The organism is Pseudomonas sp. DCB_AW (assembly GCF_026240895.1).
Taxonomy (GTDB): Bacteria; Pseudomonadota; Gammaproteobacteria; order Pseudomonadales; family Pseudomonadaceae; genus Aquipseudomonas; species Aquipseudomonas kermanshahensis.
Genome location: NZ_JAPFCE010000031.1, coordinates 14665 through 29600 on the forward strand (window position 1 = coordinate 14665; position 14936 = coordinate 29600).

Below are 14936 nucleotides of genomic sequence, written 5' to 3' on the forward strand. Positions count from 1 at the left end.
AAGCCTTGGCCCTGCCCATTGTCACAGGAGCGTCGCTTTGGCCAGTTCGTTGGCGCTGGACGAACGTGCCTTGATCCTGGCACCCCCGCAACTTGCCGCGGATACCGCGCGTCTACTGGCGTCCGCTGGCATCGAGAGCCTGTGCACCCTCGACATCGCCAACCTGCACGCCTGCCTGATCGAAGGCGCAGCCTTGGTCATCATCGCTGAACAAAACTTCAGCAATGGCCCCAGCGTGCCGTTGCAGGGGTTTATCGACCAACAGCCGAGCTGGTCGGACCTGCCCATCTTGTTGATCATGGACTTAGCCGCCACTGCCACCCGGCCTTCTCAGCCGCCTGAGGGCAACCTGATGCAGTTGCTCTGCCCGCTTGATGACGGGCAAGTGCTGCAGCTGGCGCGTATCGCCCAGCGCAACCGCCGCCATCAATACCGGGCGCGCGATCAACTGTCTGCACTGCAACAGCGGATGGACGCCCGCAGCCAGGAACAGCACAGCAACGAGATTGCCCGCACACAAGTTCGCAAGATGGAAGCTGTCGGCCAATTGGCCGGTGGCATTGCCCATGATTTCAACAACCTGCTGACCAGTATCGGCGGTAGCTTCGAGCTGATCGAGCGACGCTTGAGCAAAGGCCGGAGCGACAGCCTGGAAGGCATTTTGCGCATGGGCCAGGAGGCCGTGTCACGCGCAGGAAAATTGACCCATCGGCTGCTGGCCTTTTCCAGCCGGCAATCGTTGCACAGCCAGCGGGTCGACCTGCATGCATTGCTGGAGGCGAAGCGCCTGAACGCTGGCCTGACCCACTCGGTGACCCTGCAACTGCACGTGCCCAACGACCTGTGGGCCGTGGAGGCCGATGATGGGCAACTGCGCGAAGCCCTCGACAACCTGCTGTTCAATGCCTGCGAAGCCATGCCCACCGGCGGCCTGCTGCGTATCGAGGCCAGCAACCAGCAGATTGAGGCCAAGCAGTTCGCCGACGGCGCCCTGAACAGCGGTGATTACCTGCGTCTGCGCATCATCGACAACGGCCAGGGTATGTCGCAGAGCACGTTGGAACACGCTTTCGAGCCGTTTTTCAGCACCAAACCCGTCGGCCAGGGCATCGGCCTTGGCCTTTCTATGGTGTATGGCTTCAGCAAGCAGTCGCATGGGCATGTCACCCTGCAGAGCAAGATCGGCCATGGCACCCAGGTCGACCTGTACTTGCCGCGGCACGTCGGCGAGGCAATACCCAAACGCCCGGCCCTCGCACCTGCGCCTGACAGCACGGGCCACCATGTGCTGGTAGTCGAAGACGACCCCCATGTCCGCCAATTACTGTGTCAGGCACTGAGCGAAGACGGCTTCCCCTGCCAAACCGCCGCCAACGCCAATGAAGCCCTGCAGATCCTGCGGTCGTCGCAACGGATCGACCTGTTGGTCAGCGATGTTGGCCTACCGGGCATGAATGGGCGGCAACTGGCGGAGATCGCACGTACCTTGCGGCCACGCCTGCCGGTGCTGTTCATTACCGGATACGCGGAAACGGCCATGGCTCGCGAGGGCTTCCTCGGCGCTGGCATGCACCTCATATGCAAGCCATTCGAGCTCAAGCAATTGCAGGCGCAGGTGACGCAGATTCTTGGCAAGCCCTGAACCGGTTCAACCGTCTAGCATGTGCAAGGCCTGGTTCGCCAAGTGCTCCAGCGCAAACGGCTTGAGCATCAATGCGGTGCCCGGCTGATCGAGCAACTGGGCTTCGATCGGCTGGTCGGTGTAGCCGGTGATGAACAGAATCTTCTGCGACGGCACAATCATGCGGATTGCCTTGGCCACTTGCCGCCCACTGAACCCACCCGGCAAGCCGATATCCGTGATTACCAGGTCAAAAGGCCCGTCATGGCGGAAGCGATCCAGCGCTGAATTGGCATCTTGAACGTCACAGATGGCAAACCCGCGCTCGGTGAGAAATTCGCGCATCAGTGCACGCAAGTTGAGTTCGTCATCGATCAACAACACGCGCTGGCCTTGCGCGCGATTAACGCTTGGCAGGCATACCAGTGGCTCTTCCGGAACCAGCGCCAGGCTACGCGGAAACAGCATGGAGACTTTCGTCCCTTGGCCTTGGGTCGACTCTATCCACACATAGCCACCCGACTGCCCGACAAAGCCATAGACCATCGGCAGGCCAAGCCCCGATCCCCGTCCCAGGGGCTTGGTCGTGAAGAACGGTTCAAAAGCCTTGGCGACCTCTGCGGCCGACATCCCGTGGCCGTCATCCTCAACATGCAAGGCCACATAGTCGCCTGGCGGCAGCCCGTTCTCATCCGGGAAATGCGTCGCCAAGCGTTCGTTGACCGTTCTGATCGAGACGCTGCCGCGCTCAAGGCACGCTTCACGGGCATTCGCGCACAGGTTGATCAAGGCATTTTCAAACTGGGTGACATCGACGCTGACAGCCCAGGGGGTGACGTCCAACTGCCACTGCAGGCTCATTTCCGCGCCCAGCGCCTGCTGCAGCAAGGGCTCGATCAGAGACAGCTGTCGGTTGACATTCAGTGGCCTGGCCTCCAGCGGCTGGTTGCTGGAAAACGCCAACAGCCGGTGGGTAAGGTTCATGGCCCGTTGCACAGAGTCTCGCGCCAGTTCCACATAGGTCTCGATGCGCTCCAGGCGCCCTTGCAGCAAGCGGCATTGCAACAGCTCGAGGCTGCCACCGATGCCTGACAGCAAGTTGTTCATTTCATGGGCCATGCCGCCTGCCAGTTGGCCAACCACCTCCAGGCGCTCACTGTTGCGCAACAAGGCCTCGGACTGGCGTGTGGCTTCTTCGCGGTCTGCGGTGATGTCGCGGCCGACGGCGGTCAGTAAGTTGCCATCGAATTTAGCGGACCAGCTAAACCAGCGGTAGTGGCCGTCCTGGTGGCGCAGGCGGATATCGATCTGTTCAGCCTCCTGACCCTGCACAAAGCTCGAGACCGCCACCTGCACTTCAGCGCGGTCCGCTGGGTGGATCAGCTCCAGTATCGACATGTTCGGTACCAACGCCTCACTCCAGCCCAGGATGCGATGCCAGGCGGGGTTGGCGGAGTGCAGCGTCAGCTCACGGGTAACAATCATCATGGCATCGCGGGACAATTGCCAGATCTGCTCCCGGTCGGCCATGTAGCGTTGGAGCTGTTTTTCAAAAGCCGTCGCCTGCTCGCGCCAATGATGGTGCGCCTCGGCACTGGCCTTGGTTTCGATGACCGTGTGCAGAAAACCTGCAACGCCACCCTGCTCGTCCCGAATCGGCGAGTAGCCGAAGGCACACCACAAGGGGTCGGTGACGTTGCCACGCTCGATCCGCAGCGGCGGGTCTTCGACGAAACTCGAACGGCCTTCAAGCGCCTTGTACACCCAAGGTCCCATGCCCTGCCAGGCATCGTTCCAGAGCACGTCGAACGCCTGCCCCAATGCATCCTGGCCACCGCCCCGGAGCATCCGATAGGCGTCGTTATGGACCACGCTCAGGTCCGCCCCCCACACCACCGCACACGGGAATGGCGACACTTGCATCATGTCGACGGCAATGCGCAGCGAGGCCGGCCAGCGTGGCAGCGGCCCTAGCGACGTACGGCCCCAATCGAATTGGGCAATGCGTTCGCCCATGGGATCAGCTGATGCTGGGTTGGACGCCAGCAGGGTGACCTGCGGCTCAACTTCGCGCGGGGTACCGTTTGCGACCAATCTCATGACTCCAATGGCTGATGGGTGGCGACGTTGTTCACGTTAGCACAGCATGCGCTGCATTTATGGCGTACCGGCAGGTGGCAGCTATGCTGATTAGGTTTTCCACTGAGCCATGGAATAGCGGTCCCTTTAGGTTGCCGATGGGAGTGTGGTCATGAGCAAGAAGAAGATGCTGGTAGTGCTGACCAATACGGCCAAGTACCCGACCCTCAAACGGGCAACCGGGCTGTGGTTGGGCGAGGCTGTGCATTTTGTCGAAAAGGTCCAGAACGCAGGCTACAGCGTCGATTATGTCAGCCCCCGCGGCGGCTACGTGCCGATCGACCCGCACAGCCTGCAAATGGCACCCGATCTGGACTGGGCGTGGTACGACGACAAGGACTTCATGACACGTCTGGGTGCCACACTCAGCCCGGGGCTGGTCAAGGCTGACGACTACAGCGTCATCTATTACACCGGTGGGCACGGGGTGATGTACGACTTTGCCAATAACCAGCCGCTGCAAGAGATCGCGCGCAAAATCTATGAGAATAAAGGCATTGTGGCGGCCGTTTGCCACGGCGTTGTCGGCCTTTTGAACATCAAGCTCAGTGACAACAGCCTGCTGCTGAAAGACCGTCAGGTCACCGGTTTTTCCAACATTGAGGAACAACTGGTGGAACTGGACAAGGTTGTGCCTTTTCTCACCGAAAACGAACTGGTTGCTCGGGGCGGTATTTACAGCAAGCACGATGACCCGTGGAAACCTTACGTGGTGAGCGACGATCGGCTGATTACTGGGCAAAACCCAGATTCCACTGCAACGTTGGCTGAAAAGGTACTCGCAAGACTCGAGGCAAAGTGACGGCTTACGCGTGATTACATCGTTTCTCGAAGCGCGGGCCGCACGCGGACTACATCCGACACGCAATTGATTACATAGGCTCCCAGACTACCTGCCCACCACGGGCAGCATCAGACTGGAGAACAATAGGCTATGTCGAAAATCATGCATGCCGGGCGCAGTTTGCTGGAATTGCTGCTCATCATGGCCATCGGGCTGGTGCCGGTGGTGTCCGGGTTGCTGGTCATGGTGTTTCAGCTGGAGAAAAAGCTGGAGGAAAACGCACAGATCTCCGTCCAGGAAGCGGTATTCACCATCGATAAAGTGCTGGACCGCATGCAAAGCACCGTTATCCTCGCCCAGCCTGTTGCAGGCAAGGCGTGCGCCGAAGTCCACAGCACCCTGCAGGATCAGGTAACCCGTGACCCCTTGCTACGCGCGTTGACCTTGGTGCGCGACCAGGAAGCGTATTGCAGCACCCACTCGGACTCCCTCGACCATCTTTCGGCCTTCGCCCAGTCCGGGCAACAGGTTGAACTCGCGCTCGACTCGCCAGCATTACCCACTACGCTGGTGACCCACTTTCAGGAACCGGGCAACAACCCGAGCGTGATCGTGACAGGCTATGCCACTGAACTGCGCAACGAGCTGCGGGCCTTTCAGGATGGCCTGACACTGCTTCTGGAGTTCGGCGACCAATACATCTGGAGCCATGGAGACAGCCGCGACCCGCATCGGCCTTCGCAGCCCGAGTATGCCCAAAGGGCAATCTCCGAGAAGTATGGGTATGCGGTGAGGGGCGGTTATGCCAGAGGCTATACGGCGCAAGAAATCCGCCAATCGATGTTGCAGGTCCTGCCTTCCCTGGTACTGGTAGGCATCGTGACCGGCTCGATCGTCTACTGGGGCTTGTTCAGGGCGCGTCGCAACAAGCGTGGTACCGCCGCCGAAGCGGCATGACGGCGGTACCAGCACCTATCAATCGGTGCTCAATACACCGCGGCGAACCTGGTCCCGTTCGATGGATTCGAACAGGGCCTTGAAGTTACCTTCGCCAAAGCCATCATCACCCTTGCGCTGGATGAACTCGAAGAATACCGGCCCAAGCAAGGTCTCCGAGAAGATTTGCAGCAGCAAACGCTTGTCGCCCTGTTCTGCAGCGCCGTCGAGCAGGATGCCGCGCGCTTGCAGTTGGTCGACAGGTTCACCGTGACCTGGCAGGCGCTCTTCGAGCATCTCGTAGTAGGTCTGCGGCGGCGGGGTCATGAAGCGCATGCCGATGCCCTTCAGGGCATCCCAGGTCTTGAGCAGGTCGTCGGTCAGGAAGGCCACGTGCTGAATGCCTTCGCCGTTGAACTGCATCAGGAACTCTTCGATCTGCCCGGCGCCTTTGGACGATTCTTCGTTGAGCGGGATGCGGATCATGCCATCGGGTGCGGTCATGGCACGCGAGGTCAGGCCGGTGTACTCGCCCTTGATATCGAAGTAGCGGATCTCGCGGAAGTTGAACAGCTTCTCGTAGAACCCTGCCCAGTAGGCCATGCGCCCACGGTAAACGTTATGGGTCAGGTGATCGATGATCTTCAGGCCTGCGCCCACCGGGTTGCGGTCTACGCCTTCGATGAAGTTGAAGTCGATGTCGTAGATCGAGCTGCCTTCTTCAAAGCGGTCGATCAGGTACAGCGGCGCGCCACCGATGCCCTTGATTGCGGGCAGGCGCAGCTCCATCGGGCCGGTTTCGATTTCGACAGGCTGAGCGCCAAGTTCGAGCGCGCGGGCATAGGCTTCGTGAGCATTGCGAACGCGGAACGCCATGCCACAGACCGACGGGCCGTGTTCGGCGGCAAAATACGAGGCGATGCTCTTGGGTTCGTTGTTCAGAATAAGGTTGATGCCGCCCTGACGGTACAGGTGCACGTCTTTGGAGCGGTGGGTGGCGACCTTGGTGAAACCGAGTATCTGGAAAACCGGCTCGAGCACACCTGGGGTCGGCGATGCCAGCTCGATGAACTCGAAGCCCATCAGGCCCATTGGATTTTCGAAAATATCAGCCATGTTCTTGTCCTCATCTACAGCGAAAAATTAGTGATTTCCGGGGATGTAGAACAGAACAGGCGGTGAGCACGGGATGCCACGCACGCTGCGAGCGAGGAAGCCACCAATGATCAGTTTGAACCCATGGTTTGTCATATGGACCCATTCTCGGCGGGCTTGATTCTCCCGAATGTGGAGAACCTTATTGTTGTATTCGTAACTGGATTCTACAGTGCGTAAATCGGTTTGTCGCGCTTTAGTTCGCCCGCGCCCCCGACAAACGGCTATCCTCTGCACGTTCTCTTCAACAGATTAGGCCAGTATGCCCCTCACCCGTAAACGCCGCGCCGGCTGGAGTTGGCGCACCCTGCTGCCTTGGGCGATCGGCGTGCTCCCGGTGGCCTGCGGCCTGGGGGTGATGAACTGGCAGATCGACCGTGAACTGCATGCCAACAGCCATGCTACTGCCGCTCAGGTGATTGACCATGTCGAGCGTATTCTCGACACGGCGTCCAGTACGGCACAAGCGCTGCTGCCGTTGGCAGGCGACCCGTGCGCGCAGGTGCAACTGGCCCTGCGCGGCCAGGTCACGCGTAACGCCTTTGTGCGCTCCACCAACCTGTTCCAGCACAACACGCTGTATTGCTCCTCGCTGTTCGGTGAGTTTGATGAGGCCGTCGACGCTGGCGACTACGCCAACGGCACGCTGTGGTTGATGAATGGCAACTCGGTAACGCCGGGCCACGCGCTGCTGGTGTATCGGGCCAGCGACGGCGACCGCGGCGCGATCACTACCGTCGATGGCGACCACTTGCTCACGGCACTGCGCCTGATCGGCCCGGACGAAACGCTGCAGATCCGTGTCGGTAACGATTGGATGGGCAAGGACGGTGCTGTTCACGAAGGCTCGCCGCCCACGGCAGCGACTGCCGCGGTGACGTTGAGCTCGACCCGCTACCCGTTCAGCGTGTACGGCGGCTATGGCGCCGACAAGCAAGGCCAACTGCTGCTCAGCCACTACCCCGCCTTGCTCAGCCTGCTGCTGATACTCGGTGCGGTGGCCGGGGCGGTGTGCCACTGGCAGGTCCGCCGCGCCACTTCGCCGCGTGCCGAACTGCAGCGCGCCCTGGAGGCCGACGAGTTTCTGCCGTACTTCCAGCCGGTGGTACGCAAGGGTGATTACCAGTGGGCCGGTGCCGAAGTGCTGATGCGCTGGAACCACCCCCGCGAAGGCCTGGTGCGCCCCGACCTGTTCATCCCCTACGCCGAGCATAGCGGCCAGATCGTCGCCATGACCCGCGCATTGATGCTGCACACTGCGCAGAGCCTGGCACCGTATGCCGCGCTGCTGGAGGATGGCTTCCACATTGGCATCAACATCACCGCTGACCATTGCCGCGACCTGAGCCTGCTCGACGATTGCCGGACCTTTCTTCAGCACTTCCCGCCAGGCCGTGTGGCGCTGACCCTGGAACTGACCGAGCGCAAGCTGATCGAAGCCACGCCGGTGACCCTGGACCTGTTCGAGAAGCTGCATGAAATGGGCGTGATGATTGCGTTGGACGATTTCGGCACGGGCCAGTCGAGCCTCAACTACCTGCGCCAGTTCAAGGTCGATTACCTGAAGATCGACCAAAGCTTCGTTGCCATGGTCGGGGGTGACGCACTGTCGTTGCACATCCTCGACACCATTATCGAGCTGTCGGGCAAGCTGGGCCTGGGGATCGTCGCCGAAGGCGTCGAAACCGAGACCCAGCGCGACTACCTGGCCCGGCATAACGTCGACTTCCAGCAAGGCTACCTGTTCGCCAAGCCCATGCCGGCCGAGGCGTTCCTCGAAGCGCTGGCCGCTCGCCAAGGCGTCTCGCGGTTGCCGCAGGACGCGCCCCCTGAGATCATGCGCGGCTGATCCAGCCGCCCAACTCTCCCATTCGAGGCATTCGTGTCAAAAGGCATCCTTTCATCAGTCATGGCGTCGTGCTTGTTCGCCGTGATGTACTTCTATACCTCCCTGCTCACGCCGCTCGATGGTGAGGAAATCTTTGGCTGGCGTACGCTGCTGACGCTGCCTTGCCTGACGCTGTTCATGCTGGTTTCCAAGGACTGGCAGCGTGTTGGTGAGCTGCTGGGGCGGGTACGGCGTACCCCGGTGCTGCTGCTGGGGATGGTCGGTACGTCCTGGCTGATGGGGGTGCAACTGTGGCTGTTCCTCTGGGCGCCGTTGCACGGGCGTAGCCTGGAGGTGTCGATGGGCTACTTCCTGCTGCCACTGACCATGGTCTTGACCGGGCGCCTGGTCTACGGCGAGCGCCTGTCGCACTTGCAGAAAATCGCCGTGTGCTGCGCTGCGCTGGGTGTCGGGCACGAGCTGTACCAACATGGCAGCTTCGCCTGGGAAACTCTGGTGGTGATGATCGGTTACCCGATCTACTTCGTGCTGCGCCGACGCTGCCGCACCGACCACCTGGGCGGTTTGTGGTGCGACATGTGCCTGCTGTTGCCGTGGGCCCTGTACTTCGTGATCCAAGGGCCGTTGTCACCTGCGGACCTGCAGGCGCACCCCGGCCTTTACGCCTTGATCCCGGTGCTGGGGGCGATCAGCGCCTCGGCCCTGATCGCCTACGTGTTGGCCAGCCGCCTGTTGCCGTTCAGCCTGTTCGGCTTGCTCAGCTACGTCGAGCCGGTATTGCTGGTGGGCGTGGCCCTGCTGCTGGGTGAGAGCATCGGCCCAGATCAGTGGCTGACCTACCTGCCGATCTGGGCCGCAGTGCTGGTGCTGGTGCTCGAAGGCTTCAAGCACCTGCTGCGTCAGCGTCGCCGCTCGGTATAAGCCGCACCTGGCGCACACGCCGCTCCTCAACTGCCTCCACGGTCAGCGTCCAGCCATTCCAGGCCAGGCGATCCCCGACCATCGGCAGGCGGTCCAGCAAGCTCATCACCAGGCCCGCGAGGGTCTGGTAGTCCTCGGTGGCACGCGCGCTGAAACCGGTACGCGCCTGCACCTGGCTGAGGTTGAGGGCGCCGCTGACGACAAAGCCATCCCCTTCTTCGACGATACCCGGCCCTTCTACCTCACTCGCATCCGGCAGTTCACCGGCGATCGACTCGAGGATATCGGTCATGGTCAACAGGCCGGTGAAGTCACCGAATTCGTTGACCACGAAGGCAATATGGGTCGATTGACCGCGCATCTGCTCAAGGGCGTTGAGGATGCTGAAGCTTTCCAGCAGGTTCAACGGCGCCCGGGCCATGCGCTCCAGGTCTGGCTGGCTGCCTGACAGCAGTTCCTTGAGCAGCTCCTTCTTGTGCACGAAGCCCAGTGGTTCATCAATGCGGCCGTCGCGGATCAGCGGCAGGCGCGAGTACGGCGAATTGGCCAAGGCTTCGGTAATGGCTGCGGCCGGCAGCGCCAGGTCAATCACATCGACCTCGGTGCGCGCGGTCATCACCGTGCGGATCGGCCGCTCGGCAAGGTTCAGCACACCGCTGATCATCACCCGCTCACGGCGGTCGAACAGCACCTCTTCGCCACCGCCCTCGACCAGGTCGGCGATTTCTTCCCCGACCTCGTCAGCCTCGACCCGACGGCCGCCCAGCAGGCGCAGTACCGCATGGGCCGTGCGCTCACGCAGTGGCTTGTGCTGCTGCAGGCTGCGCTTGCGGCGCGCACGGGCCAGCTGGTTGAACACTTCGATAAGGATAGAGAAGCCGATGGCCGCATACAGGTAGCCTTTCGGGATATGGAAGCCCAGGCCTTCGGCGGTCAGGCTGAAACCGATCATCATCAGGAAGCCCAGGCACAGCATGATCACCGTCGGGTGGGCGTTGACGAAGCGGGTCAGCGGCTTGCTGGCGACAATCATGATGCCGATTGAGAAGATCACCGCGATCATCATGATCGACAACTGCTCGACCATGCCCACGGCCGTGATCACAGCGTCCAGCGAGAACACCGCATCGAGCACCACGATCTGCGCGACGATCGGCCAGAACGCCGCGTGGCGTACCGCACCGCTGGCCTGGGTGACATGCCCTTCAAGCCGTTCGTGCAGCTCCATGGTGGCCTTGAACAGCAGGAACACACCGCCGAACAGCATGATCAGGTCACGGCCCGAGAAGCTCTTGCCGAATACCTCGAACAGCGGCGCGGTCAGCGTCACCATCCACGAGATACTCGCCAACAGGCCCAGGCGCATGATCAGCGCCAGGCTCAAACCGATGATCCGCGCACGGTCACGCTGATGCGGCGGCAGTTTGTCGGCCAGGATGGCGATGAACACGAGGTTGTCGATACCCAGCACCAGCTCGAGGACGATAAGCGTCAACAGGCCTAGCCAGGCCGTGGGGTCGGCTAGCCATTCCATTAGCGGGTACTCACGAGGGAAGCGTCACAAGGACAGGTGAAAGGCGGCCGAGAAGGCCAAGGACAGGGGGGTTCCGCGAAGGTGCTCATAGGTACCTGAATAGAAATTGGGTAAGAGATCCTACAATCACAGCCAGTTTTTCTGACAGTGAGAAACTATTACAAAACCTGTAACAGGGGATTTTCATTCAATACACCTGACGCCCTGCGCCTGAAGAATAGCCTCAACTTCCACCACTTGGATTACCCCCATGAGCCTGTCTTTGTCCATGGCCGCCTTTGCGCTGGCCGCCTCGATTTCTCCTGGCCCAGTCAACATTGTCGCGCTGGGCAGCGGTGCCCGGCATGGCTTGCGCGCAAGCCTGGCCCACGTGGCCGGAGCCACGCTGGGGTTCTGCCTGTTGCTGGTACTGGTTGGGCTGGGCCTGCATGAACTGCTGTTGCGCTGGCCGCTTTTGGGTTTGCTGCTGCACTGGGGAGGTGTCGCGTTTTTGCTGTACATGGCGTGGAAGCTGGCCCGCGACGATGGCCGCTTGGGCAGCGATCATGCACAGCGCGCCCCGTCTGCCTGGCAGGGCGCGGCCATGCAGTGGCTCAACCCCAAGGCATGGTTGGCGGCGGTGGCAGGTGTCGGCGCCTACACAGGGGGCGACCAGCAACTGTTGTGGTTGTTCACCTGGATCTATGGGCCGATCTGTTTCGCCTCGGTGGCCAGTTGGGCATGGGCTGGCAGTGTGATTCGCCAATGCCTGGGCAACCCGGGGCGCATGCGTTTGTTGAACCGGGGGCTGGCCTTATTGCTGGTGGGCAGCGCGGTTTACCTGGTCAGGTGATGCGGGTTCAAGCCTGTCAGTCAGGGCCAAAGGGGCCGCTGCGCGACCCATCGCCGGCAAGCCAGCTCCCACAGGTGTGAGTTCATCTCAAGAAATGCGCTACCTCTGTAGGAGCTGGCTTGCCGGCGATGGGTCGCGCAGCGGCCCTAAGTTATCGCTTGCGATAATGCCCCGGCGTCGCAGCCAAATGCCGCTTGAAGGCACGCTGCAGGTGCGCCTGGTCGGCGAAGCCCGCTGCCAGGGCTGCGTCGGCAATCGAGCTGCCCTGGCGCAGTTGCGCGCGCGCGCACTGCACACGCTGGTCAAGCAGGTAGTCGTGGGGCGTCAGCCCAAAACGCTGGCGAAACGCGCGGATCAGGTAGGCGCGGGACAAGCCGCAGGCTTGGCAGATGTCTTCAAGGTCTAGCGGGTCGGTACGGTGTGCGCGGATGAAGGCCGCAGCGGCTTCCAGCCGAGGATGATCCGGCTTGGGTGCCCCAGGCTCGCCACCCAGCACGCTCGACAGCTTCTGGAAGAACGCCGCAAGCCGCGCTTCGCGATCACCCAGGTTGTCGTCGAACAGGTCGGCAAACACCTGCAGCAAGGCGCTGTAGAGGGCCGGCGAGGTACTGACAACCTGCGCCGGCAACTGGAAGCCGAGCCTCTGCAACCACGCTACGTCAACGAACAGCATCAGGTAGGACCACGCCTCGCCCTCGATGGGGTTGCACGTGTGCACCACCCCTGGGTTCATCAACACCGTGGTGCCGGCGCTGACTTCGATCCGGCTGTCACCGCTCAGGTAGGTGCTGCGCCCACCGGTGATGGCCCCGATGGAAAAGCTCTCATGGGAATGGGCGGCATAACACACCTGGCGCCCGTCCCCGACCCGCCGAGCCTCAACAAAGGGCAATGCCGGATCGCGCCAGAACCGCGACACCTCGATCATCGCCCTGCCCTCATTCGCCGTTGTCGTGTACCACCACCAGCAACTGCGCCGGGCGCGGCCCGACCGAACGCAAGCGGTGAGGTGTCTGGGCGTTGAAATGCAAGGCGTCGCCCTGCTCCAGCAGCACCCGTTCATTCACGAAATCGACCTCAACCTGCCCCGCATGGACGAACAGAAACTCCTCGCCCTGGTGTTCCTTGAACGTCGGGTCACTGAACTCGGTGGGCGGCTGAATCAGAAACGGCAGCAGGCTGCGCTGCCCTACCTGGCTGGTCAGCGCCGCATAGCCCGGCCCTTCGCCGTCGCCCACCAGCGCCTGGCGTTCATCGTGGCGCACCAGGCTGTAACGGCTCTGCGCGGTGTGTTCTTCAGCGAACAGCTCTTCGACATTGACGTTCAGCGCCCGCGCCAGTTTCAGCGCGGCAGCGATCGACGGCGTGTTCAAGCCGCGCTCGACCTTGGACAGGTAGCTTTTGGTCATGCCGGTCTTGTCGGCCAGCACTTCCAGGGTGATACCCAGTTTCTTTCTCAGCAGTTTCAATCGGATCGACATGTGAAGCAGTTTCCCAGGCGAAGGCAGATGCAAGGCTTGCGCACACCGATGATACGTGGAGTGCGCGCGAAATGCTGGCCTTGACCGGGCAAATTCTCAAGGCATCACGGGCGGCACGTACTGCAAGGTTGTGCCCAGTGCCCACAGCAGCACCAGCACCAGGGGCGCATGCACCAGCAACTGCACGAACGAGAAGCCGATCAGGTCGCGCGCCTTGAGGCCCAGTACCCCCAACAACGGCAGCATGTAAAACGGGTTGATCAGGTTCGGCAGCGCCTCGGCGGCGTTGTAGATCTGCACTGCCCAGCCCAGGTGGTATTGCAGGTCGTTAGCCACCAGCATCACGTAGGGCGCCTCGATGATCCACTTGCCACCGCCCGAAGGGATGAAGAAGCCGAGCACAGCCGAGTACACCCCCATCAGCACCGCGTAGGTGTCGTGGGAGGCGATCTGCACGAAGAAGGTGGAGATGTGATGGGCCAGCGTCTGTTCGTCCACCCCTTTGACCTGTGTAAGGACCGCCGCAATCGAGCCATACAGCGGGAACTGGATCAGCACCCCGGTGGTGGTCGGCACCGCGCGGGCCACAGCATCGAGGAAGCTGCGCGGGCGCCAGTGCAACAAGGCACCCAGCATGATGAACAGGAAGTTGTAGGTGTTCAGCCCGGAGATGGCCGTGATGGCGGGCTTGGTGGCGAACTCCTGATACAGCCAGCCACCGGCCAGGGCCACCAGCAGCAAGGTCAGGATGGGGCTGTACTCCAGCCACTCACCGGGCCGGCTGCGCTGAGCCGGTGGCGGCGCGGTAAAGCTCGGGTCGACACCGCATTGTTGCGCGGTACGGGCACTGTTAGGGCCTGGCGCGGTGGCATAGGCCACCACCAGCGACACGATCACCAACGCCGCCAGCAGGACGCCGGACTGCCAGAGGAAGATGGTCTCGGTGAACGGAATCACCCCGGTGATCGACAGAATCGACGGTGGCAAACTGGCCGGGTTGGCCTGTAATTGCGCCGCCGAAGACGACAGGCCCAATGCCCATACCGCGCCAAGGCCCAGGTATGCCGCAGCACCGGCTGCACGGTAGTCCATGTTCAGGTCGCTGCGCCGAGCCAGGGCGCGCACCAGCAAGCCACCGAACACCAGCGACAGGCCCCAGTTGAGCAACGAGGCCAGCATCGAGATCAGCGCCACCCAGCACACGGCCGAGCGGCCGTTCTTGGGGATGCGTGCCAAACGGTCGATCAGCCGCGCGGCTGGCGGTGAGCTGGCCACTACGTAGCCGCCGATGACCACGAATGCCATCTGCATGGTGAACGGGATCAGGCTCCAGAAGCCATCACCAAAGGCCTTGGCGGTGTCGGTCGGTTTGGCACCCGTGGCCAGGGCCCCCACGCACACCAGTACGACGGCCAGGGCAGCGAATACCCAGGAATCAGGGAACCAGCGTTCGGCCCAGTTGGAGCAGCGCAGGGCAAAGCGGGCGGAGCGGCTGTCTTGGATTTCAGCGGCCACGATCAACTTCCTTTTATTGGTTTTATCGGACATTTCTACAGCAACGCAAAAAACCTGTAGGCGCAGCCTTGTGCTGCGACGAGACCAGTGGCAGCAGCGAAGAATCACTGTGTTGTCACTGGCCTCTTCGCAGCACAAGGCTGCTCCTACAGGTTGAATGACCCGCTTG

The 14936-nt window shown here is 61.7% G+C and carries 12 protein-coding genes; 6 read left to right on the forward strand and 6 right to left on the reverse strand.

What is annotated here, in order from left to right; translation table 11 throughout:
- Positions 1-37: 37 nt before the first annotated feature.
- Positions 38-1642 carry a response regulator gene (locus tag OO306_RS17245; protein WP_265969428.1) on the forward strand — a complete coding sequence of 535 codons (1605 nt, stop codon included), beginning with the start codon at positions 38-40 and terminating at the stop codon, positions 1640-1642.
- Between the two features lie 6 nt (positions 1643-1648).
- Here OO306_RS17245 and OO306_RS17250 read toward each other — a convergent pair whose 3' ends face one another.
- Positions 1649-3721, reverse strand: coding sequence for a PAS domain-containing sensor histidine kinase (locus tag OO306_RS17250; protein ID WP_265969429.1), 2073 nt, complete (start codon positions 3719-3721; stop codon positions 1649-1651).
- Positions 3722-3872: 151 nt separating this feature from the next.
- Here OO306_RS17250 and OO306_RS17255 point away from each other — a divergent pair, with 151 nt between their 5' ends.
- Positions 3873-4562, forward strand: coding sequence for a type 1 glutamine amidotransferase domain-containing protein (locus OO306_RS17255; RefSeq protein WP_265969430.1), 690 nt, complete (start codon positions 3873-3875; stop codon positions 4560-4562).
- A gap of 132 nt (positions 4563-4694) precedes the next feature.
- On the forward strand, positions 4695-5501 hold the full coding sequence (locus OO306_RS17260) for a CSS-motif domain-containing protein (RefSeq protein ID WP_265969431.1): 807 nt from the start codon (positions 4695-4697) through the stop codon (positions 5499-5501).
- An 18-nt stretch (positions 5502-5519) separates the two neighbouring features.
- On the opposite strand, the gene hppD is transcribed toward OO306_RS17260, so the two are convergent.
- On the reverse strand, positions 5520-6596 hold the full coding sequence (gene hppD, locus OO306_RS17265) for a 4-hydroxyphenylpyruvate dioxygenase (protein WP_027593423.1): 1077 nt from the start codon (positions 6594-6596) through the stop codon (positions 5520-5522).
- 301 nt (positions 6597-6897) lie between these two features.
- Between hppD and OO306_RS17270 the strand changes: the two genes are divergently transcribed.
- Together OO306_RS17270 and rarD are read left to right on the forward strand one after the other, a co-directional pair.
- Positions 6898-8484 (forward strand): EAL domain-containing protein, encoded by a 1587-nt coding sequence (locus tag OO306_RS17270; protein ID WP_265969432.1) that lies wholly within the window; start codon positions 6898-6900, stop codon positions 8482-8484.
- Between the two features lie 33 nt (positions 8485-8517).
- Positions 8518-9405 (forward strand): EamA family transporter RarD, encoded by an 888-nt coding sequence (gene rarD, locus OO306_RS17275; protein WP_027593425.1) that lies wholly within the window; start codon positions 8518-8520, stop codon positions 9403-9405.
- Here rarD and OO306_RS17280 read toward each other — a convergent pair.
- Entirely contained in the window at positions 9368-10939 is a 1572-nt protein-coding gene (locus OO306_RS17280; protein WP_027593426.1) for a TerC family protein, read from the reverse strand. The genes rarD and OO306_RS17280 overlap by 38 nt on opposite strands.
- A gap of 250 nt (positions 10940-11189) precedes the next feature.
- On the opposite strand from OO306_RS17280, the gene OO306_RS17285 reads away from it, so the two are divergent.
- The gene (locus tag OO306_RS17285; protein WP_265969433.1) at positions 11190-11771 is read left to right on the forward strand and encodes a LysE family translocator; all 582 of its coding nucleotides are present in this window, start codon (positions 11190-11192) and stop codon (positions 11769-11771) included.
- A gap of 151 nt (positions 11772-11922) precedes the next feature.
- On the opposite strand, the gene OO306_RS17290 is transcribed toward OO306_RS17285, so the two are convergent.
- From OO306_RS17290 to OO306_RS17300, 3 genes are all read right to left on the reverse strand, one after another.
- Positions 11923-12699 carry an AraC family transcriptional regulator gene (locus OO306_RS17290; protein ID WP_265969434.1) on the reverse strand — a complete coding sequence of 259 codons (777 nt, stop codon included), beginning with the start codon at positions 12697-12699 and terminating at the stop codon, positions 11923-11925.
- A gap of 10 nt (positions 12700-12709) precedes the next feature.
- Positions 12710-13252, reverse strand: a complete 543-nt coding sequence (locus OO306_RS17295) for a helix-turn-helix domain-containing protein (protein ID WP_265969435.1) — start codon at positions 13250-13252, stop codon at positions 12710-12712.
- Positions 13253-13348: 96 nt separating this feature from the next.
- The gene (locus OO306_RS17300) at positions 13349-14800 is read right to left on the reverse strand and encodes a short-chain fatty acid transporter (protein WP_265969436.1); all 1452 of its coding nucleotides are present in this window, start codon (positions 14798-14800) and stop codon (positions 13349-13351) included.
- Positions 14801-14936: the final 136 nt, after the last annotated feature.